20 protein-coding genes are annotated in these 19,370 nt (G+C 61.1%); 10 read left to right on the top strand and 10 right to left on the bottom strand.

Annotated elements, in window-relative coordinates:
- Window positions 1-57 precede the first annotated feature (57 nt).
- Genes NMA52_RS14750 through NMA52_RS14735 form a run of 4 tightly spaced genes read left to right on the top strand, consistent with a single transcriptional unit; the run spans window position 58 to window position 3,405 of the window.
- A complete protein-coding gene (locus tag NMA52_RS14750; RefSeq protein ID WP_254828463.1) occupies window positions 58-891 on the top strand; it encodes an outer membrane protein assembly factor BamD in 834 nt (277 codons plus the stop codon).
- Window positions 857-1,207: a DNA-directed RNA polymerase subunit omega gene (locus tag NMA52_RS14745; protein WP_254828462.1), complete on the top strand. Its 351-nt coding sequence runs from the start codon at window positions 857-859 to the stop codon at window positions 1,205-1,207. The genes NMA52_RS14750 and NMA52_RS14745 overlap by 35 nt, the downstream gene beginning before the upstream one ends.
- A 3-nt stretch (window positions 1,208-1,210) precedes the next feature.
- Complete coding sequence (gene coaBC / locus NMA52_RS14740) at window positions 1,211-2,422, top strand: bifunctional phosphopantothenoylcysteine decarboxylase/phosphopantothenate--cysteine ligase CoaBC (protein WP_254828461.1); 1,212 nt, start codon at window positions 1,211-1,213, stop codon at window positions 2,420-2,422.
- The gene (locus tag NMA52_RS14735) at window positions 2,419-3,405 is read left to right on the top strand and encodes a DUF4835 family protein (protein WP_254828460.1); all 987 of its coding nucleotides are present in this window, start codon (window positions 2,419-2,421) and stop codon (window positions 3,403-3,405) included. Before coaBC ends, NMA52_RS14735 begins: the two co-directional genes overlap by 4 nt.
- On the opposite strand, the gene NMA52_RS14730 is transcribed toward NMA52_RS14735, so the two are convergent.
- The 3 genes from NMA52_RS14730 to NMA52_RS14720 are packed head-to-tail and all read right to left on the bottom strand — an operon-like array spanning window position 3,377 to window position 5,350.
- Entirely contained in the window at window positions 3,377-4,417 is a 1,041-nt protein-coding gene (locus NMA52_RS14730) for a DNA topoisomerase IB (RefSeq protein WP_254828459.1), read from the bottom strand. The genes NMA52_RS14735 and NMA52_RS14730 overlap by 29 nt on opposite strands.
- 49 nt (window positions 4,418-4,466) lie before the next feature.
- Window positions 4,467-4,703: a hypothetical protein gene (locus NMA52_RS14725; RefSeq protein ID WP_254828458.1), complete on the bottom strand. Its 237-nt coding sequence runs from the start codon at window positions 4,701-4,703 to the stop codon at window positions 4,467-4,469.
- Between the two features lie 53 nt (window positions 4,704-4,756).
- Window positions 4,757-5,350, bottom strand: coding sequence for a sigma-70 family RNA polymerase sigma factor (locus NMA52_RS14720; RefSeq protein WP_254828457.1), 594 nt, complete (start codon window positions 5,348-5,350; stop codon window positions 4,757-4,759).
- A 537-nt stretch (window positions 5,351-5,887) separates the two neighbouring features.
- Between NMA52_RS14720 and NMA52_RS14715 the strand changes: the two genes are divergently transcribed.
- The gene (locus NMA52_RS14715; protein ID WP_254828456.1) at window positions 5,888-6,838 is read left to right on the top strand and encodes a magnesium transporter CorA family protein; all 951 of its coding nucleotides are present in this window, start codon (window positions 5,888-5,890) and stop codon (window positions 6,836-6,838) included.
- 110 nt (window positions 6,839-6,948) lie between these two features.
- Window positions 6,949-8,031: a beta-ketoacyl-ACP synthase III gene (locus NMA52_RS14710; RefSeq protein ID WP_254828455.1), complete on the top strand. Its 1,083-nt coding sequence runs from the start codon at window positions 6,949-6,951 to the stop codon at window positions 8,029-8,031.
- 12 nt (window positions 8,032-8,043) lie between these two features.
- Here the strand turns inward: NMA52_RS14710 and NMA52_RS14705 are convergent, their stop codons facing one another.
- Window positions 8,044-9,351 carry a folylpolyglutamate synthase/dihydrofolate synthase family protein gene (locus NMA52_RS14705; RefSeq protein WP_254828454.1) on the bottom strand — a complete coding sequence of 436 codons (1,308 nt, stop codon included), beginning with the start codon at window positions 9,349-9,351 and terminating at the stop codon, window positions 8,044-8,046.
- A 58-nt stretch (window positions 9,352-9,409) separates the two neighbouring features.
- Here NMA52_RS14705 and NMA52_RS14700 point away from each other — a divergent pair, with 58 nt between their 5' ends.
- Complete coding sequence (locus NMA52_RS14700; RefSeq protein ID WP_254828453.1) at window positions 9,410-9,739, top strand: lipopolysaccharide assembly protein LapB; 330 nt, start codon at window positions 9,410-9,412, stop codon at window positions 9,737-9,739.
- Between the two features lie 7 nt (window positions 9,740-9,746).
- Here NMA52_RS14700 and NMA52_RS14695 read toward each other — a convergent pair whose 3' ends face one another.
- The 5 genes from NMA52_RS14695 to proC are packed head-to-tail and all read right to left on the bottom strand — an operon-like array spanning window position 9,747 to window position 13,304.
- Entirely contained in the window at window positions 9,747-10,139 is a 393-nt protein-coding gene (locus tag NMA52_RS14695; RefSeq protein ID WP_254828452.1) for a hypothetical protein, read from the bottom strand.
- Window positions 10,140-10,148: 9 nt separating this feature from the next.
- A complete protein-coding gene (locus NMA52_RS14690; RefSeq protein ID WP_254828451.1) occupies window positions 10,149-10,688 on the bottom strand; it encodes an RNA polymerase sigma factor in 540 nt (179 codons plus the stop codon).
- A gap of 18 nt (window positions 10,689-10,706) precedes the next feature.
- Window positions 10,707-11,447 carry a lipoyl(octanoyl) transferase LipB gene (lipB, locus tag NMA52_RS14685; protein ID WP_254828450.1) on the bottom strand — a complete coding sequence of 247 codons (741 nt, stop codon included), beginning with the start codon at window positions 11,445-11,447 and terminating at the stop codon, window positions 10,707-10,709.
- A 58-nt stretch (window positions 11,448-11,505) separates the two neighbouring features.
- Complete coding sequence (locus tag NMA52_RS14680; protein WP_254828449.1) at window positions 11,506-12,498, bottom strand: NAD(P)H-quinone oxidoreductase; 993 nt, start codon at window positions 12,496-12,498, stop codon at window positions 11,506-11,508.
- Window positions 12,495-13,304, bottom strand: a complete 810-nt coding sequence (gene proC, locus NMA52_RS14675) for a pyrroline-5-carboxylate reductase (RefSeq protein WP_254828448.1) — start codon at window positions 13,302-13,304, stop codon at window positions 12,495-12,497. The genes NMA52_RS14680 and proC overlap by 4 nt, the downstream gene beginning before the upstream one ends.
- 102 nt (window positions 13,305-13,406) lie before the next feature.
- Here proC and NMA52_RS14670 point away from each other — a divergent pair, with 102 nt between their 5' ends.
- The 3 genes from NMA52_RS14670 to NMA52_RS14660 all read left to right on the top strand — a co-directional run bounded on the left by NMA52_RS14670 (window position 13,407) and on the right by NMA52_RS14660 (window position 18,126).
- On the top strand, window positions 13,407-13,862 hold the full coding sequence (locus tag NMA52_RS14670) for a MarR family winged helix-turn-helix transcriptional regulator (protein ID WP_254828447.1): 456 nt from the start codon (window positions 13,407-13,409) through the stop codon (window positions 13,860-13,862).
- Window positions 13,863-13,960: 98 nt separating this feature from the next.
- Window positions 13,961-16,720, top strand: coding sequence for a TonB-dependent receptor (locus NMA52_RS14665; RefSeq protein WP_305884747.1), 2,760 nt, complete (start codon window positions 13,961-13,963; stop codon window positions 16,718-16,720).
- Window positions 16,721-16,779: 59 nt separating this feature from the next.
- Window positions 16,780-18,126 (top strand): DUF4038 domain-containing protein, encoded by a 1,347-nt coding sequence (locus NMA52_RS14660; protein WP_254828446.1) that lies wholly within the window; start codon window positions 16,780-16,782, stop codon window positions 18,124-18,126.
- On the opposite strand, the gene NMA52_RS14655 is transcribed toward NMA52_RS14660, so the two are convergent.
- On the bottom strand, window positions 18,117-19,364 hold the full coding sequence (locus NMA52_RS14655; protein WP_254828445.1) for a hypothetical protein: 1,248 nt from the start codon (window positions 19,362-19,364) through the stop codon (window positions 18,117-18,119). The two genes, NMA52_RS14660 and NMA52_RS14655, sit on opposite strands and share 10 nt — an antisense overlap.
- Between the last annotated feature and the right edge of the window lie 6 nt (window positions 19,365-19,370).

Here is a 19,370-nt window from a genome sequence, read left to right as displayed (position 1 = left end):
ACAACCTTTCGTCCCCCCTGACTTGTCTACTTAAAAAACCCCTATCTTTGCGCGCTTATGCAAAACAGCATTACCCTTACCGCATTCTTCCTGATCCTTACGGTCTTCGGCTGTCGCTCGGAGTTCGAGACGATCCGGACGAGCACGGATCCTGAATTCATCCTCCAGCGGGCTAATGCCTACTACGACGCCGGTGAATACCAGCGCGCCCAGACCCTGTACGAACTGACGATCGCCCCCTTTCGCGGACGGGCCGAGGCGGAGCAGATCGCTTACCGCTATGCCTATACCTACTACTACACGGAGCAGTACGTACTGGCCAGCTACTACTTTAAGAACTTCGCCACTACCTACGGGGGCAGTGAGCTGCGCGAGGAAGCCGACTTCATGTCCGCCTACTCGAACTACGAACTGAGCCCCACCTACCGGCTCGACCAGAGCTACAGCGTTAAGGCCATCGAGGGATTCGAGGAGTTCGCCAACCGCTACCCCAACAGCGAGCGCGTAGCCGAGGCCAACCGCTTGATCGACGAGATGCGGGCCAAGATGGAACGCAAGGACTTCGAGTCCGCCAAACTGTACATGGACATCGAGCGTTATGAATCGGCGCTCGTCAGTTTCGAGAACGTCCTGAAGGACTACCCCGAGACCCAGCGGGCGGAGGAGATCCGCTACCTGATGGCCCGGGTGCAGTACGAGTACGCCAGCCGGAGTTTCCGCCTGCGCAAACCGGAGCGTCTGGAGTCGACCATCGCCCTGGCCACCAACTTCCTTACACGCTATCCCAACAGCGAATACGCGGCGGAAGTAGACACCATTTTACGCAAATCAGAAGCAGAACTAAAAGATCTAGAAGATGTCAGATATCAAAGCACGGGCACAGGGGCTTAGCCCCGACACCGCCGCCCGCGACATTCAGCGCGTCGTCGAGCAGACCGGCAACATTTACGAGTCCCTGGCCGTCGTAAGCCGCCGCGCGCGCCAGCTGGCCGTTGACCTGAAGCACGAACTCGACCAGAAGCTCGAAGAATTCGCCGAGGTTACCGACACCATCGAGGAGGTGGTAGAGAACAAGGAACAGATCGAAATTTCTAAGTTCTACGAGAAGCTCCCCAATCCCGTGCTCATCGCCATGCGCGAATTCCTGGACGACGAGCTCTACAGCCGTTACAACGAGCGCCGGGAGGAAGACGAGGACGACCTGTAGGGCTTGCTCGCCGGTAAAAAGATCATTCTGGGGGTCAGCGGCAGTATCGCCGCCTACAAAAGTGCCCTCATCGTACGTGGCCTGGTCCGCGCCGGAGCCGAGGTGAAGGTGCTGATGACCCAGGCCGCCGCCGATTTTATTACCCCCCTCACGCTCAGCACCCTTTCGCGCAACCCGGTGACTTCGTCCGTACACACCGACGAAAGCTGGAACAACCACGTGGAACTCGGCCTGTGGGCCGACGCTTACCTCATCGCTCCCGCCACCGCGACAACCCTAGCTAAGCTCGCCCACGGCATCTGCGACAGCGCTCTCGTGGCCGTTTATCTTTCCGCCCGCTGTCCCGTTTTCTTCGCCCCGGCCATGGACGTCGATATGTGGCGGCACCCGGCTACCCGGACCAACGTGGAGCGCCTGCAATCTTTCGGAAACCACCTCATCGACGTGGAAGAGGGTGAACTGGCCAGCGGACTCACCGGGGCGGGCCGCCTCGCCGAGCCGGAACATATCCTGCAGCACCTCGCGGATTATTTCGCGGAAGCGGCCAACCGGACATCGCTACAAGATCTCGCCGGCCGTCGCGTGCTCATCACCGCCGGACCGACCCACGAGGACCTCGATCCGGTCCGCTACCTCGGCAACCGCAGTACCGGTAAGATGGGAATTGCCCTGGCCGAAGCCGCCGCCGCCCGCGGGGCCCGCGTGGAACTGATCCTCGGTCCGACTTCGTTGACGACTACCCAAGCCGGGGTCACGGTCGTCCCGGTACGCTCGGCCCGCGAGATGTACGCCGAAGCCGTGGACCGGTGGCCGGAGAGTACCGATGCCATTCTCTGCGCCGCCGTCGCCGACTACCGGCCGGCCACCGTAGCGCCCGAGAAGATCAAAAAAGGGGACGGCGAACTTACCGTCGCCATGGTGCGCAACCCCGACATCGCCGCGGAACTCGGTCGCGGCAAACGTCCCGGTCAGCGGGTGGTGGGCTTCGCGCTGGAAACGGAAAACGGCCTCGAAAACGCCCGGCGCAAGCTCATCGATAAGTCCCTGGATTTCATCGTACTGAACTCCCCGCGCACGCCCGGCGCCGGTTTTGGTCACGACACCAACCAAATCACCCTCGTCGATCGCAATAAGGTGACGCCCTTTGAGTTAAAAACGAAGCGGGCGGTCGCCGACGACATTCTCGACCGGCTCGCCGATAATCCGACACCATGAAACTGACGCTGCTCTTCGTCCTGCTAGCTACCCTGCTTCTTCCCGCCCAGAGCGAGATCAACTGGACCATCAACCTGAATACCCAGCAGATCACCCAAACCGACCGCCGGGTTTTCGAGACGTTGGAAAAGGACCTGGCCGTGTTCCTGAACGGACGGACCTGGACGAACGACCGCTTCGAGCCCGAGGAGCGCATAGACGCCACGCTCTTTCTCACCATTACCGAGCAGACCGAGAAAAACTCCCAGGACGGCGAGCAGGTCATCCCCAACCGCTACTCCGGCACCCTGGCCGTACAAACTTCGCGGCCTGTTTACGGGACCGGTGAAGTGACGCCGATCCTGAATTACCAGGATAAAAGCATCGCCTTCAGCTACGAGCAATTTGCCGCCATCCAACTGTCGGAGCAATCGTACACCTCGGAGTTATCCTCCCTGCTGGGTTTCTACGCCTACCTGCTGTTGGGCCTTGATTACGACACCTTCTCCCTCATGGGTGGCCAACCCTACTACGAGCAAGCGCAGGAAATCTATAACCGCCTACCCGCCGCCATCGCCAACAGCCAGGGCTGGAGTTCCGGAAACAAGAGCAACAACCGTTACTTCCTGCTGGAAAACCTATTGAGCCCCCGCATGGTTCCCGTCCGTCGCGCCCTGTACACCTACCACCGCCTGGGCCTCGACCAGATGCTGACCGACCCGGTGGCCGCCCGCAACAACATCACCCTGGCCATCGAGGACCTTCAGACCGCCAACCAGTCTTACCCGAACTCGGCCCTGGTACAGACCTTCGTGGACGCGAAGCGCGACGAGATCATCGAAATCTATAAGGGAGCGACCGGTGCCGAACAGGGGGCCGTGGTACAGATGATGTCCCGGATCGACCCCTCCCAGGCCGGACAGTACCGCGCGATCCGCACCGCTTCCGCCGCCGCCCCGGCCGGGCGTACCACGATCAACCGCGGGCCAGCCGGTAGGCAATAATTTCGTCGTGGTCGAACTCCCCGTCGAATTGCTTTTCTTCTTTCTTGGTTACCGTGTCCTCCGCCGGCACCCGCTCCTCCGCTACGGCGGCCAGTACACTCGGGTGGATGTAATACTTACGGCATACGGAGGTGGTGTTGCCCAGAAATTCGGCGACCCGTTCCACGACGCGCAGGTCGGGTCGGTCGGGCGGTGAGCCGCCGTTTTCCTCCAGGAGTTCCCAGTAGGCATCTACCGCGGCGGCCGTGCCGGCCCAGGTGCGAAAGTACTTGCTGCTAAATTCGGGGCCGATCAGTTGGCGGACCATCTCGTTGACGTCGCTGCTGTCGAGGTTACACATCTTGCCGTCCTCGCTACGGTAACGGAACACCTCGTAGCCGGGTAATTCGCTCATGTTGGTCAGCAATTTGGTCAGCGTGGGATCGCTGAGGTCCACTTCCCGTTCCTGCCCGCTCTTTCCCGTGTACTCGAAGTGCAGTCCCTCGTCGTCTACTTCCACGTGTTTGCGGCGGAGGGTGGTCAGGCCGATGGTCCCGTTGCGTTTGCGGTAGGAGGAGTTGCCGACGCGCATGCCGGTCTCGTCCATGAGGGCTACGGCGATGGCGGCTACCCGGTCCCGGTCCCAGCCCCGGCTCTTATCCTGAATGATTCCGCGCAGGGTACGCCGGGCACCGGGCAGGGCGGCGGCGAACTCCATGAGCGTGTTGAATTTGTTGAGTTGCTGGAAGGCGAGCCAGTCGGGGTGGTAGCGGTACTGCTTGCGGCCGGCTTCATCGCGGCCCGTACTGAGAAGGTGACCGTTCTCGAGCGGACAGATCCAGACTTCGGTCCAGGCGGGCGGAATGGCCAGGGAGGCCAGGCGGTCCTGGATGAGTTTGTCCGTAATGCGGGTGCCGTCCTCGCGGAAGTAGTGAAACCCCTTTTTGGCGGGTTTGCGGGTCCATCCGGGTTGCTCGTCGCTGACGTGGACGAGGTCGGGAACGGGGAGGCTGTTCGTGCGGGCTTCCGCCATGATGAGGGGTTGTGACCCTGCTTAAAGGAAATTATCGCCCGCGGGTTTTCTAATCTTCCGCCCTAATTCGCTCGATGCGGGCGCGGATGTCGTTCAGCAGATCGGGGGGTGGAGCCTGGGGTCGCATATTGCGCTTCAGGAACACCCGGAAGGATGCCAGGTCGGATCCGGCATCCGTACTCGCGCCGGTATCCCCACCGGTGGGATGTTGATCGGCCACTTCCGGTAGCCGGTGTCCGGCTTGCCCGGGCTTGCCCGGGGATGATTGATTTTGCTTGTTGTACATGACGTCGTGCATTAAAAAGTGCCGACCCGACAGCGTCGGACCGGCACGGGTGATTAGCCTAGATTACGGGTATTCACGATACCGAAAGTAGCTTCGGCGTAGCTGCGCAGTTGCTTGATCAGGGCGATCCGGGAGCGGCGGGTGACGGACTTCACCGTATTGAGGGGCATCTCCATGGCGTCGGCGATTTCCTTTTCGGCGAAGTCGTAGAGGTCGGCCATGAGCACGATGGCCCGCTGACGGTCGGTCAGGAAGGTCATCGCCTTCATGACGGGGTCGCTGAAGTCGCGGTCCAGGGCGCCGGCGATACGCAAATCGGCGAAGCCCGCCATGGGGCTGTCTTCGTCGCGGTAGTGGTAGGCCGCCCGTTCGTCCAGCTCCTGCTCTCCCCGTCGCTTCCGCTTCCGGTAGTCGTTGATGAACAGGTTGCGGGCGAGACAAAAGAGCCAGGCACGCGCGTTCGTCCCGGCCTCGTACTGATCGATCTTGAGGTAAGCGCGGGCAAAGGTTTCCTGGGTCAGATCGGCCGCATCGCTGCTACTGCCCGTCATACGCAACAGAAAATTATAGACCATCTGGTAGTGGCCGAGCAGTTCCGCCTCGAAGACGTACTCGCGGGTCGTGCGTGCCGTGCCGGTGTGTCTCATGGTTAAGGTTGTGGAGGAGTAATGCGATGACTTCGGCCGAAAGTTCCCGTCGGCGCATTTTTTTTGCGGGTGCGCAGGAGCCGACCAAACGAAAGCCGTAGCCGGCCTTTTCCTGATAAATTTGCCAAATCGCGACCTTTCCGTCTGGTGCGGTAAGCACTTCGGGCGACCACGCCCCGTAGCCCTTATGCAATTTAACCCCAACGCGGACAAGCTCTCCCTGCCGGGTGGCCGGACATCCGGCGCCGGCGCCGCAGGGGAAAGCTTTTGCACACGCAGGTACCCCGCTTCCGAATGAATACTACCGGTGGATCGATCGCAATGTAGGGGTGGGCTCGCTGGGTTAGTACCGCCTGCACCAGATCGATGATGACGGGAATTGCGCGCCCGCTACCGTCGTGACGTACCGTTCGGCAGCGTCACCCGGTGCTTCGTGGTACGGTAGCCGGTCGGGAAGCGGCTTCGGCGTTTGGCGGAGCCGCTTTTTTCGGTTCCCGTTTTAGTACCTTTGCCCCCGCTTCACCAAAACGCCCCGCCATGACCAGCTACTATGCCAGCAAGAACGGCCGAATGGGGCAAGTGGAGCAACCGGGGCCGCAAACCTGGATCCACCTCGTGCCCCCTTTCTCCTCCGAAGAGCTGCCCGAGATCGCCGCCCGGTATGACCTGCCCATCGACTTTCTTACGGACCCGTTGGACATCGACGAACGCTCGCGGTACGAACGGGAGGACGACGCCCGCCTGATCGTGATCAACACCCCCGTGCTGAGTCGTGTGGAAACCGAAAACGACAGCATCTACATCACCGTACCGATCGGCATTATCCTGACGCCCGAGGCCCTTATAACCATCACGTCCACGCCGGACCATCCCGTGCTCCAGCTATTTATCGACAACAAACTGCGCAACGTAGACCCCGCCCGGCGTAACCATTTCGTTCTGCGCATCTTCGAGCATACGGTTTACCGCTTCCTCACTTGCCTCAAACGGCTGAACGTAAAGCGGAACCTTATCGAACAGGAGCTTTACGACAGTAGTCGGAACCGGGAGCTTAAGCAGTTGCTGAGTATCGAGAAGTCGCTGGTGTACTTCATCAACGCGCTGAACGGCAATGAACTGCTGAAGATGAAGATGAAGCGGGCCGACTTTCTGGGTATCCGCCACGACGAGGACATGTGGGATCTGTTCGAGGACATCATCATCGACAACGGACAGGCGCTGGAAATGGCCAACATCTACACCAATATCCTGAACGGAACCATGGATGCTTACGGCTCCATCATTTCCAACAACCTGAACATCACGATCCAGCGGCTTACGCTCATTACGATCGTACTGACGGTACCCATGGTCATCGCCAGCTTTTACGGCATGAACGTGCCGATGCCGTTGCAGAACGGCAACTACACTTACTTGTTCATCCTCCTGCTTTCCGTCTTCCTCAGTTTCGCGGTAATCTTTTACTTCCGGCGGAAGCGACTATTCTAGGTCTCCCCTTATCCCCCGCCGCCGGAGGAAATAGGTGCGGCGGGCTAACAGGGTGCAGGCGTATAACTTATTTATCTACCTTTACCGGCCTACGAGCTAAAGTCCCCTACATGCCATTTACTACGATTACCGGAATCGGTCACTACGTACCGAAGAATGTCGTCACCAATCAGGACCTGACGGAGGTGATGGAAACCAGCGACGAATGGATCCGCGAGCGGACCGGAATCGAGGAACGCCGGTACATCGACCGGGGCAAGGAGACCACTACTTCCCTGGCGGTCGAAGCCAGTCTGCGGGCCATCGCGGATGCCGGTATCGACAAGGAAGACATTGACTTTATCGTCTTCGCTACCCTGAGTCCGGATTATTACTTTCCCGGTGCCGGCGTCCTGCTGCAACGCGAGCTGGGAATCGCCAAAACCGAGATTGCCGCCCTCGACATTCGGGCCCAGTGCTCCGGTTTCCTCTACGGTCTCAGCACCGCCGACCAGTTCATCAAGTCGGGCATGTACAAGCGGATCCTCCTCGTCGGAGCGGAAGTGCACAGCGTGGGGCTCGACTTCACCACCCGGGGCCGCAACGTAAGCGTCATCTTCGGCGACGGAGCGGGTGCGGTCGTGCTGGAGGCCACCGAGGATAAGGACATCTCCGTACTTTCCACCACCATGCACAGCGACGGCACCTACGCCGAAAAACTGAGCTACATGTACCCCGGTGCCCACGGAGGCTACTTCATCGAGAAGTACGGTATCGAAGGTTTTGACGTCGACTATAACCTCGAGGAGAACAGCTACGGAGGCGTATTCTGGAACCAGGATATGCTCGACAAGGGGCGGGTGTTCCCCCATATGGAGGGACAGGCCGTCTTCAAGATGGCCGTACGCAAATTTCCCGAAGTAATCATGGAGGCCCTTAAAATGGCCGGTTTGGGCATCGAAGACCTCGACATGCTCATTCCCCACCAGGCTAACCTGCGCATCAATCAGTTCGTCGCCCATACGATGGGACTGAGCGAGGACAAGGTGTACAACAACATCATGCGGTACGGTAATACCACGGCGGCCTCCATCCCGCTGGCGCTCTCCGAAGCCCGCGACGAAGGCCGGGTAAAAAAGGGCGACGTGGTCACCCTGGCCGCCTTCGGTGCCGGGTTTACCTGGGCGGCCGCCGTGCTGAAGTGGGGCAAGTAAACCGACCGTCCCTCAGAGCACCTCGGCCACGGTGAAAATGCTTCCGCCCACGAAAATTATGTCGTGAGGCTTTGCCTGCTTCCGGGCGGCGGCCAGTCCTTTCGCTACGGTGGCGTAAGTGTCCCCCAGCAGCCGGTAATCTGCGGCGGCGTCCTTCAACTCTTCCGCCAGCAAACCGCGGGGAATGTCGGCCTTTACAAAATAGTAGGTAGCGTTCGTTGGAAACAGGGGCAACACCCGACTTAAGTCCTTGTCGTTCACGACGCCAATCACCAGGTGTTGGTGTCCCTTGCGGTAGACATTTAGTTCGTTGAGCAGGTCGATCACCGGTCCCAGTCCCTCGGCGTTGTGGGCACTGTCGGCAATGGTCAGCGGGGACTCCCCCAGCACCTGCCACCGCCCGATGTAGTAGGTCAGTTCCCCCAGTTCGAGCCATGCCCGATGGAGCGCGGCCGACTCCAATCGCAGTAGCCCGTCTTCGTGGAGCCGCAACAGGGCCGCCAGGGCGGTACGGTGATTTTCGGCCACGTACGGTCCCGCCGCGGCGACCGGAAAGGGGAAATCGATCGGGGGAATGGGTTCGGTGGAGTACAGATGCTGGTGGGTGAAGTTATCGTCCCGGGTGTAGTTGGCCCGCAGCGCGTAGTGCTGATCCGCGAAGATGATGGGACTGCCTTCCTTCCGTGCCTTGTCCCGGAAGACCCCCTGCGTCTCCGCCTGGGTGAGGCCGATGACCACGGGGCGGCCCGGCTTGATGATGCCCGCCTTTTCCCCGGCGATCTCGGGCAGCGTATCTCCGAGGAACTGGGTGTGATCGTAGCCGATGTTCGTGATTACGGACAGTACGGGATCCACGACGTTGGTGCTGTCGAGTCGTCCGCCAAGTCCGACTTCCAGGACTACCCATTGCACCTGCGCCCCCGCAAAGTAATGCAAGGCCATGGCCACCGTAATCTCAAAAAAGCTCGGCTCGATGCGTTCGATGACCGGCTCGATCCGCTCCACGAATTCCACCACCGCCGTTTCACTGATGAACTGACCGTCAATCTTAATGCGTTCGCGAAAGTCCTTATAGTGAGGACTGGTGTACAGCCCCACCCGCTGGCCGTGCGCCTGGAGAGCCGCGGCAAGCAGGTGACTGACCGTACCCTTGCCGTTGGTACCTCCTACATGGATAAACCGCAGCTTCCGCTCCGGATGGTCGAGCTCCGCCAGTAGGAGCCGAATATTGGTCAGGTCCTTCTTCATGGCCGCTCCGCCGGTACGCTGGAACATGGGCAACCGAGTGAAGAGGTAATCGAGAGTCTGGGAGTACGTCATGCGTGCGCGGATGGTAGCGTGGGCGGCTTCCGGTGCGTGGGAATGCTACCTTTGCGCCATGAGCCGGAAAGATCAGATTTTACAGTTGCTGGAAGCTTCGCCAAAGGATGCATTCCTGCGTTTTGCCCTGGCAAAGGAATGGGAAAATGAGGGGAATGACCCTACCGCCCTCAATATTTACCGGAGCCTGGTAAACGACCAGCCGGAATACGTGGGCACCTACTATCACCTCGGTAAAACGCTCGAACGCATGGAACGCCCGCGGGAAGCCTGGAACGTCTATTCCCGCGGCATGGAGATCACCCGCAAGCTGGGGGAAACCCACGCCATGCGGGAGCTGGCCGGGGCCCGGCTAGAGCTCGGCGACGAGGACGATTTCGCGGAGTGATGCCGGATCAGAGGCGGTACTTCGGCGCGACCATCAGGCGCGAGCGTTGTTCGGTGGGCGACACCAGGCTGGCGTTCGCACGCCCCTCGGTAAGGGGCTGGTAGTCCGGGAGGCGGGTTCCGCGAACGATGACTTCTGCATCGAGTTCCTCCACGGTCTGCGCGCGCTGGGCCAGGGGGTCGCCCGCCGGCTCGGGGTTCAGCATATTCACCGCGGCGTAACCGGCAAAGAGCAGGAGGATCGCGGCGATCATCCAGGGACGAACGCCCAGCAGACGGGGTCCGGCACCGCGGCCATCGAGTCGGGCTTCGATCCGGTCCCAGTTAGCGGGGGAAGGCCGGCGGCGCATGTTCCGGGCGGTGCGGCGAAATTGGCGTTCGAAGGAATCGTGACTAGACATGGCGGATGGTTAGCGGGCGTAGCCCAGTTTTTCAAGTTGCTCCCGCAGCCGTTTTTTGGCCAGGATGAGTTGGGATTTGCTGGTGTTGATGCTGATGTCCAGCAGATCGGCGATTTCACGGTGTTTATACCCCTCGATCACGTAGAGGTTGAAGACGGTCCGGTACCCGACGGGCATGGCATCCAGCAGATCGAGAATGTCCCGCTCGGCGAGTCTCTCGGCAGCCGTGGCGGGTATGGAAAAGCTGGCCGGATTGACCTCGGTAAGCTCACTGGCCTGCTTGAGGGCGTGTTTCTTCCGTAGGAGCATCAGGGCTTCGTTGACTACGATGCGCCGGATCCAGCCCTCAAAACTGCCGCTTTCCGTGAACGTATCGATGCGATCGAAGGCCCGGAAAAAAGCGGTGACCAGTACATCGTCGGCGTCGGCCTCCCGCCGGCAGTACCGCCGGGCAATGGCCCCCATCAGCGGTGCATATCGCTCGTAAACCGCCCGTTGGGCCCGGCGGTCGTTCGCTTTACAGCCGGCGATGAGTTGCTGCTCGGTCAAGGGGTTCGTTTCATTTGATTACGGCGAACAGATGCCCGGAACCGGAGAATTGGTGGGTGTAAAACGGAATACCTCGGCGAAGTGCCCTTCCAGGTAGGGAAGTACCTCATCGATCTCGACCGGGCGCCCCAGTTCCACGCTCAGGCTGGTCACCCCGCGGTCGGCGTCGGCGATCCCACAGGGCACGATATTGCGGAAGTGCCTAAGGTTGGGGCGCACGTTGAAGGCCAGTCCGTGCATGGTGGTCCAGCGGCTCAGGTGAACGCCGATGGCGCAGATCTTGCGCCGGGGTTGCCGTCGGGAGGCGTCGCCCGCCAACCAGACCCCCGTATAGCCCGGGTCGCGTTCACCCACCAGTCCGAAATCGTGCATGGTGCGTATCACCACTTCCTCCAGACAACGGACGTAGCGGTGGACGTCGTTAAAGAAGGCATCGAGGTTAAATATGGGATACGCCACCAGTTGACCCGGACCGTGGTAGGTGATGTCCCCGCCGCGGTTGATCTTTACGAAGGTGAATCCCTGACGGTGCAACTCGTCTTCGCTCAGCAGCAGATGGTCGACGGAGCCGGACTTACCCAGCGTATACACCGGCGGGTGCTCCACGAAGAGTAAGTGATGATCGGGCCCGTCCGGAACCGTTTCCCCCCGCCGGGCCAGCAATTTGCGCTCCACGATCGCGGCATGTAAACGGGACTGCAGGTCCCAGGCCGCCGGGTAACTCATACGGCCGAGACGATGGAGATGGACGAGGGGCATAATTGAATTAACCGACCAGACCCGCAAAAGGTCGCAGGAAAGGGCGGGCGGATCGTGCCTAGGGTTCGATGATTCCGATGGTCATGACGATTTTACCCACGTTGGCGTTGCTGGCCATGTAGCGGTGGGCTTCGTCTACCTGCTCCCAGTCGTAGATGGTGTCTACCACGGGCTGCAGACTACCGTCGGCGAAGTGTGGCCAGATCCGTTCGCGGAAGTCGGCGGTAAGGCGGCGGCGGAAATCCTCCGTGCGACTGCGCATGGTGGTGCCGGTAAGTTGAAGCCGTTTGCGCAGGAAGGGGGCCATGCTGAAGTCGGGGACGCGTGCCCCGCCGAGGGCGGCCAGGCTCACGATACGGGCATCCTGGGCGCAGGCTTCCAGATTCTTTTTGAGGTAGGGGCCGCCGACGAAATCCAGGATCACGTCGGCCCCCTTGCCTTCAGTGAAGTCGAGGACCGCTTCGGCGAAGTTCTCACTCCGGTAGTCGATGCAGCGGGCCGCTCCGAGGTCATAGAGTCGCTCGTGCTTGTGGGCACTGGCGGTAACGATGGGAAGGGCACCGGCCAGTTTAGCGAGCTGGATGGCCGCGGTGCCTACCCCGCTGGCACCGGCGTGAATCAGTACGGTATCATCACGCTCGAGGCGGGCCGCCCAGTGCAGGGCCTGGAAGGCCGTCAGGAACACTTCCGGGACGGCGGCAGCCTTCGTAAACGAAAGCCGTTCGGGCAGCTTGAGGAGCATTCGGTGATCGACCGCGATGCGCTGGGCATAGCCTCCCCCGTTGACCAGGGCGCAGACGTTGTCGCCTACTTCGAATCCCTGGGCTTCGGACCCGACCTCGATGACGGTACCGGCCACCTCCAGTCCGAGAATAGGGCTGGCCCCCGGCGGTACCGGGTAATGCCCCTCGCGCTGCAGGAGGTCGGCCCGGTTGAGGGCGGTCGCCGCGATGTGCAATAGGACGGAAGCCGGAGCCACGACGGGCTCCGCTACTTCATCGATACGCAGTTGACTCTCGTCTCCGGGCTGGTCGAATACAATGGCTTTCATACGGAATTTTTTCCCAGTTCGACGGCGCGGTCGAGCGCGGCGCGGGCACCGGATTTAATGTCTTCGAATACGCTGGTAGCACGAAAGGTGTTCAGTGCGGCCTCGGTGGTTCCCCCCTTGCTGGATACGCGCTCAATCCATTCCCGGCACGTGATGTCATTTTTCATCTGCAGTTCTACGGCCCCCCGGAAGGTCTGAGCCACCAGCAGTTCGGCCTGGCTTTCGTTGAAGCCCATCTCGGTGGCCGCCTCGATCATGGCTTCCATGAAGTACAGGACGTAGGCAGGGCCGCTGCCGCTGATGGCGGTGGTCGCATCGATACTGTACTCGTCGTCGACGTAAATGGCCTTGCCCGTAGTATTCAGCAAGTTTTGCACGAGCACCAGTTCGATACGGGTGACGGATTCGCTGGCCGTATAACTGGTCATGCCGAGGCCGATCTGGGCGGGGAGGTTCGGCATGGCCCGGATGACCTTTTCGATCCCGAGGCCGTCCTGAATGGATTTGATGGTCACGCCCGCCATGATGGAGAGGTATACCTGCTGCGGATCCGTTATGGGGCGCAGTTTTTCGAAGAGGGCCGCGCTGTCCTGGGGCTTGACGGCCAGAATGATGAGATCGGCTACCCGCAGGCAGGTTTCGGCGGAGGTATATACGGTACCGACATCCTCCCGGGACAGCTCCTCGGCCTTCTCCGCCTGCCGCTCGAGGATCATGAGATCCTCTTTTTTGACGAGATGCGCCCGGAGCAAACTCCGGGCGTAGGTTTTGCCCATATTCCCTCCCCCGATCACCAGAATCTTCATCGTTGCCGCGTATTAAGTGGGCAAAGATAGAATAAGGCCCGGCAGGCGCAAGAAGCAACCTTCCCGCGGCGGTGCTTGTATTATGATCAACACTTAGAAGCCATGTCATCCATTGAAGAGGAAATTCAGCAACCGACGTTCAGCTCGCCGGCGCACCGGGCACAGGTGAACATTCTGTACACGGCCGCCTGGATCGATCAGCAGACCATGGCCGCCCTGAGAGACTTCGGCCTGAGCGTACAACAATTCAACATCCTCCGCATCCTGCGGGGCCGGGGCGGTAAGCCCGCTACCGTGAAACTGCTCACCGAGCGGATGATCGACAAGATGAGTAATGCCAGCCGACTGGTCGACAAGCTCAAGGAAAAAGGTTACGTCGATCGACAGGAATGTCCCACGGACCGCCGACGGGTAGATATATTCATCACCCAGGAAGGTCTGCGAGTAGTCGGGGAAGCCAGCACCGCCCTCGAGAATGCGGTCATCCCGAAGTTTCGGGACCTCAAGGACCATGAATTCGATCAACTCAGTGAATTACTGGACCGCATGCGCGGTTAAATAAGCGGTCGGGCACTCGTTATATATCCATTAGAATTTACCGTATCTTCAGTAAACACTACCGTGGGCACCCTTCACCTGATGTTACGATCGCCGCTATGTCCCACGCACTACTACTGATCTGCGGAATGCTCCTCGCTACGACGAGCCTGTCCGCCCAACGCACGCTCACCGGATCGGTTACCGACGATACCGGAGCCCCCCTCCCGGGAGCCTACGTGACCATTAAAGGCTCTACGCTCGGCACGACTACCGACACCGAAGGCACCTATACCCTGGCGGTGCCGGAGGCCGCAAATACCCTCGTCTTCTCCTTTCTCGGGTTCGGAACCGTAGAGGTCGCGATTGGGGACAGCGACCGCATCGACGCCGTTCTCTCCGCCGGAACCGTACTGGACGAGGTCGTTCTCATCGGGTCCCGCTCGGCCGGCCGGACCAAGCTGACCACCCCCGTGCCCGTGGATGTGGTGAACGTAACGGAAGTAGCCTCGGCGTCGGCACAGACCAACGTCAATCAGCTTCTCAACTACGTCGCCCCCAGCTTTAGCTCGAATACCCAGACGATATCCGACGGCACGGATCACATCGATCCTGCCTCCCTGCGGGGGCTCGGCCCGGACCAGGTACTGGTACTCATCAACGGTAAGCGGCGCCACAATACCTCGCTGGTCAACGTCAACGGCACCTTCGGCCGCGGCAACGTGGGCACGGACCTGAATAGCATTCCCGTAGCCGCCATCGAGCGAATCGAAATCCTGCGGGACGGGGCCTCGGCCCAGTACGGCTCGGACGCCATCGCGGGCGTAATCAACATCATCCTGAAGGAGAAGACGGGTCTGAGCCTCAACGCCGAAACCGGTGCCTACCTCAGTTCCGAAATTCCGGACTACCAGGGCACTACCGACGGCGAATTCAACCAGATCAGTGCCAATTACGGCATCCAGTTGAACGACGCTGGGGGAGCACTCAACTTCACCGGCGTTTTCGACAACCGGGAGTACACCAACCGGATGCGGGAGTTTACCGGAAGCATCTTCAGCGGCTATAATAATCCGGACTATACCGGTGCCCCCTCCGACGACATCACCGAACAGGAGCTCAGCCGCCGGGGCCTGCAACGCAGCGACTTCAACATGCGGGTAGGACAGTCCGCGCTCCGTAACGGTGGGGTGATGTATAATTTGAAGTTGCCCGTGGCGGCGGCCACCGAAGTCTACAGCTTCGGGGGACTCAACTACCGCCGCGGCAACGCAACGGGCTTCTACCGACTGCCGAACCAGAGCCGGACGGTGACCGACATCTATCCCAACGGGTTTCTCCCTGCGATCAACTCCAACATCGGCGACGCCAGTCTCGCCCTGGGCATGGTGAGCGTGTACAATAAATGGGAGGTCGACTTTTCCAACGTATACGGCCGTAACGGCTTCAATTACCTGATCGACAACACCCTGAACGCGAGTTTAGGAGCGGCCAGCCCGACGTCCTTCGACGCCGGCGGGTTCAGCTTCGCGCAGAATACGGCCAACCTGGACGTGCGGCGCTATTTCGACGATGCTCTGCACGGACTCAACATCGCCTTTGGCGCCGAATACCGTCTGGAAAATTACCGGATAGCGGCGGGAGAGGAAGGCAGCTACCGCGACTACGGGGCGGCCAGCCAGGTCGTCACGACGGGGGGCGACACCCTCATAATCCGCGACGGACAGGGCCCCATCAGTACGGTATTCGACCCCCTGGGGCGTAGCCGGCCCGGGGGCGCCCAGGTCTTTCCGGGCTTCCGCCCCGACAACGAAGTGAATGCCTACCGCAGCAGCGTTGGCGTGTACGGCGACGTGGAGGCCGACGTGACGGAAGATCTGCTCCTCGGGGCCGCCGTACGCTTCGAAAATTATTCCGATTTCGGATCCACCGTCAACGGTAAGCTCACGACCCGGCTGAAGCTTAGCGACGACTGGACCCTCCGCGGCGGGGCCAGCACCGGATTTCGCGCTCCCAGCCTGCACCAGCTCAACTTCAATTCCACGTCCACCCTCTTCGTCGACGGAGTTCCCTTCGAGGTGGGCGTCTTCAGCAACGACAGCCGGCCGGCGCAGCTCCTCGGCATTCCCCGCCTGAAGCAGGAGAAGAGCATCAACTACAGCGGCGGCTTCACGGGACGTATCCCCGCCGCCAACCTCAGCATCACCATCGACGGATACCTCATCGACATCAACGATCGGGTGGTCCTGACGGGCCAGTTCCAGGGGGGTGACGCTACCCCCCAGCTGCGGGAGATCAGCCGCTTACTCCAGCAGGCTAACGCCAACCGGGCCGCTTTCTTCGCCAATGCCATCGACAGCCGTACGCGGGGTATCGACGTGGTCGTCACCCACAACGGTCGCCTCGGCGCGGGCAGCCTGCAAACCTCCCTGGCCGCGACCTTTGCCAAGACCACCCTGGAGGAAGTCAATACCAGTTCGGTACTGGAAGGCTTCGAGGATACTTACTTCGACCGGACGAGCCAGATCTTCCTGGAGAGCGCCGTACCCCGGACGAAGGCCAACCTGACCTTCAATTACGTGCTCGAGCGGTTCGACGTCTTCTTCCGCAACGTTTTCTTCGGACCGGTCGACGAGGCCACCAACAGCCTGGACAACGACCAGGTCTTCAGCGGCAAGGTGGTGACGGACCTGAGCTTCGGTTACGCCTTCAGCGACCGACTTAAGCTGACGGTGGGCTCCAACAATCTACTCGACGTCTACCCCGACCTAAACTCCCCGGAAAATCAATCGGACGGACGCTTCCTGTACAGCCGCCGCAGTCAGCAGTTCGGCGCCAACGGACGCTACTTGTTCGCCCGCCTGCGGTTCTCCCTCTGACGTACTGAAACGGATCCGCCGGAGAACGTACCTTGGGCGGGAGGATGAATTCACCCCGTATGCTTCTGCGTTTTTTACTTTGCTCCTGCGTATGCGCCCCCCTGTTCCTCTGCGCCCAGTGGCGGCTCTCCGTAAGCGATGACGGCAGCCACTTACGCGATACCGTACGGAACGAAGCCTTCTTTTATCTCGGAGACACCGCCTGGGAATTGCTCCACCGCACCCGGGAATCGGAAGCGCGCGCTTACCTGACAGACCGCGCACGGAAGGGATTCAACGTGATCCAGACCGTGGTGCTGGCCGAACTCGATGGGCTCACCACGGCAAACGCCAACGGGGATTTACCCCTGAAGGAACTCGATCCCACGCAGTTGAACGAGCCCTACTTCGCCTACGTAGACCGCGTCGCGGAGCTCGCCGATAGCCTAGATATATTTTTGGGGCTGCTACCGACCTGGGGAGACAAGTTCAACCGGAAGTGGGGGGTAGGGCCGGAGATATTCACGGTCGAGAATGCCGGGATCTACGGACGACTACTCGGGGAGCGCTACGCCCGAAACAACGTGATCTGGATCCTCGGGGGAGATCGCAACCCCGAGAATGCGGAAGATCTCGCCATCATCCGGGCCATGGCAAGGGGGATCCGGCAGGCCGTAGGGAGGTCGCAGTTGATCACTTACCACCCCCAGGGTGGCTCCCGGTCCTCCGACTTTTTTGCCGGGGAAGCCTGGATCGACTTCCACATGTTCCAGAGCGGCCACGGCCGGCGCGATGACCGCGCGAACTACGATTTCCCCCGGCAGGTACGCTCAGCCGATCCCGGGAAGCCCGTAGTGAACGGAGAACCGGCCTACGAGGACCACCCCGTAAACTGGCAACCGGCAAACGGCTGGTTCAACGATTTCGACGCGCGCCAGGCCGCCTGGTGGAGCGTGCTGGCGGGTGCGGCCGGACACACCTTCGGCAACCACAACATCTGGCAAATGTGGCTGCCCGGCCGGGAACCCATCAGCCGGGCCCGTACGCCGTGGACGGAGGCCATGCACTATCCGGCGGCCGCCCAGATCGGTCACCTCGGGCGACTCTTATCGTCCCTACCCTTCCATACCCTGCACCCCGATCCGGAATTTTTCTCCGGCGCGCCAAACAGTAGCGGACGCGAAACGCTGGCCGCCCGTACCCCCGACGGAAAGCTGGTACTGGCGTACACTCCCTATGGTCAAACCCTACGCTTAGACGCTCGACGGGCGCCGCCGCAGGCCACCTACACGTGGTTCGACCCCCGTACGGGGGAAATCATCCCGTTCGTGCCGGGTGAAGAAGACGGGTTGTTGATCCTGAACCCTCCTTACGCCCCCGGACGAGGGAATGACTGGGTGGTGATCATCCGGGGAAATCAACCCTGATCTACGCTACAGACGTGCACCACGGAGGACTCTCCCGCGGTGTCCGTCCAGGCTACCCGTAGCTGTCCCGCGAATAACGACAGGCGGGGGAATCCGGAACTTCTCGTGCCCGGCATCGCGGCAATCCGTTGCGAACTCACCTCGCCAACTTGCGGAATGGTCCACAAACGGATATCGGCCCGGTTCGGATCGTCGGTAGTGCATACGCCAAGGACGTAGGCCGTACCGTCCGGACCCAGCTTAATATCCACCCGCCCGAGGGGGTCACGGTCTTCCAGCACCACCGGTTCACCGAACGCTTCCCCCGTAGTATCGTAGCGGGCAAACTGGATGCGGGGGTTCCCGTCTCCGGCCGTATACCACGCAACGGCGATCGCGCCGGCTTCGTTGGCGGCGAGCGCCGGACCGTTGACCGGGCAACCCGTAACCTCCCAATCGTCGGCGTGTACCCGGCCGGGCGATGACCATTCCCCCCCGTGTTGACGACTGACGAAGCCGATGTCCCGGATCTCCTCTTCGGTGCGGTCCCGGTACACCACCAGGGTTCGGTCAGCCGTGACCACCGTCGCCGTGTTGCAGCAGTCACAGACCCGGTCGTCCAGTTCGGTGCGATCGGTAACGGTACCGTCCGCGGTGAGGGTCGCCGTGCGGAGGGTCATGGCGCCGCCCCCACCGTGGTGATCGTGGGCCGTTGTGGACGCCGCCCCATCCGCGCTCTTCGTATTGCGCCCGTCGAGCCAGGTGATCTGCAGGCCACCCTCCGGCAGGTGGGCGCTGGAGACGAAGCCGTGTTCCGCAGCCACCCCGTCGGTATGCAGGGTGCCGCGCTCGGTGTTGCCGGTCCCGAAGCGGATGTCGTAGTCGTAAGTGCCCTGGCCGGAATACGCCAGGTAGTGGTAAAAGAGGCTGTCCCCCGTAGGCTTGACCGAGGGGAAGTCGGCCCAGTTCACGAACCAGTTATCACCCTGGGCGACCTCCCGCTCCGTGCCCCAGCCGCTGCCGGCGAATTCCCGCGCGTAAAGTCGGCTACCGCTGCTATCGGAGACTACGTACGACAGCAGTAGCCGGCCGTCTCCCGTGCCGAAACGGGGCAGGCGGGAACCGGGAGGCAGTTCGGTACAGTCCGTGACGGCCCGGGGCGATTCATCGGGGCTAGCGGCGGCGACGGATTCATCGCCCCCGCAGGCGAAAAGACAGCAGAGGGCTAGGCACAATCCGAAGGTAAGTTTGTCCAGCAAGGGGGG

The organism is Lewinella sp. JB7 (assembly GCF_024297185.1).
In the GTDB taxonomy this organism is placed as follows: domain Bacteria; phylum Bacteroidota; class Bacteroidia; order Chitinophagales; family Saprospiraceae; genus Neolewinella.
The sequence above is the reverse complement of the archived record's forward strand: the minus strand, read 5'-3'. Positions and strand labels throughout refer to the sequence as shown.

What these genes read in the sequence shown, in the direction of transcription:
- NMA52_RS14745 (WP_254828462.1), top strand. Translation starts at nt 857, where the DNA reads ATGTCAGATATCAAAGCACGGGCACAGGGGCTTAGCCCCGACACCGCC.
- NMA52_RS14660 (WP_254828446.1), top strand. Translation starts at nt 16,780, where the DNA reads ATGCTTCTGCGTTTTTTACTTTGCTCCTGCGTATGCGCCCCCCTGTTC.
- NMA52_RS14680 (WP_254828449.1), bottom strand. Translation starts at nt 12,498, where the DNA reads ATGAAAGCCATTGTATTCGACCAGCCCGGAGACGAGAGTCAACTGCGT.
- proC (WP_254828448.1), bottom strand. Translation starts at nt 13,304, where the DNA reads ATGAAGATTCTGGTGATCGGGGGAGGGAATATGGGCAAAACCTACGCC.
- NMA52_RS14720 (WP_254828457.1), bottom strand. Translation starts at nt 5,350, where the DNA reads ATGAGACACACCGGCACGGCACGCACGACCCGCGAGTACGTCTTCGAG.
- NMA52_RS14730 (WP_254828459.1), bottom strand. Translation starts at nt 4,417, where the DNA reads ATGGCGGAAGCCCGCACGAACAGCCTCCCCGTTCCCGACCTCGTCCAC.
- NMA52_RS14715 (WP_254828456.1), top strand. Translation starts at nt 5,888, where the DNA reads ATGACCAGCTACTATGCCAGCAAGAACGGCCGAATGGGGCAAGTGGAG.
- NMA52_RS14710 (WP_254828455.1), top strand. Translation starts at nt 6,949, where the DNA reads ATGCCATTTACTACGATTACCGGAATCGGTCACTACGTACCGAAGAAT.
- NMA52_RS14700 (WP_254828453.1), top strand. Translation starts at nt 9,410, where the DNA reads ATGAGCCGGAAAGATCAGATTTTACAGTTGCTGGAAGCTTCGCCAAAG.
- NMA52_RS14725 (WP_254828458.1), bottom strand. Translation starts at nt 4,703, where the DNA reads ATGTACAACAAGCAAAATCAATCATCCCCGGGCAAGCCCGGGCAAGCC.
- NMA52_RS14695 (WP_254828452.1), bottom strand. Translation starts at nt 10,139, where the DNA reads ATGTCTAGTCACGATTCCTTCGAACGCCAATTTCGCCGCACCGCCCGG.
- NMA52_RS14735 (WP_254828460.1), top strand. Translation starts at nt 2,419, where the DNA reads ATGAAACTGACGCTGCTCTTCGTCCTGCTAGCTACCCTGCTTCTTCCC.
- NMA52_RS14670 (WP_254828447.1), top strand. Translation starts at nt 13,407, where the DNA reads ATGTCATCCATTGAAGAGGAAATTCAGCAACCGACGTTCAGCTCGCCG.
- lipB (WP_254828450.1), bottom strand. Translation starts at nt 11,447, where the DNA reads ATGCCCCTCGTCCATCTCCATCGTCTCGGCCGTATGAGTTACCCGGCG.
- NMA52_RS14750 (WP_254828463.1), top strand. Translation starts at nt 58, where the DNA reads ATGCAAAACAGCATTACCCTTACCGCATTCTTCCTGATCCTTACGGTC.
- NMA52_RS14705 (WP_254828454.1), bottom strand. Translation starts at nt 9,351, where the DNA reads ATGACGTACTCCCAGACTCTCGATTACCTCTTCACTCGGTTGCCCATG.
- NMA52_RS14665 (WP_305884747.1), top strand. Translation starts at nt 13,961, where the DNA reads ATGTCCCACGCACTACTACTGATCTGCGGAATGCTCCTCGCTACGACG.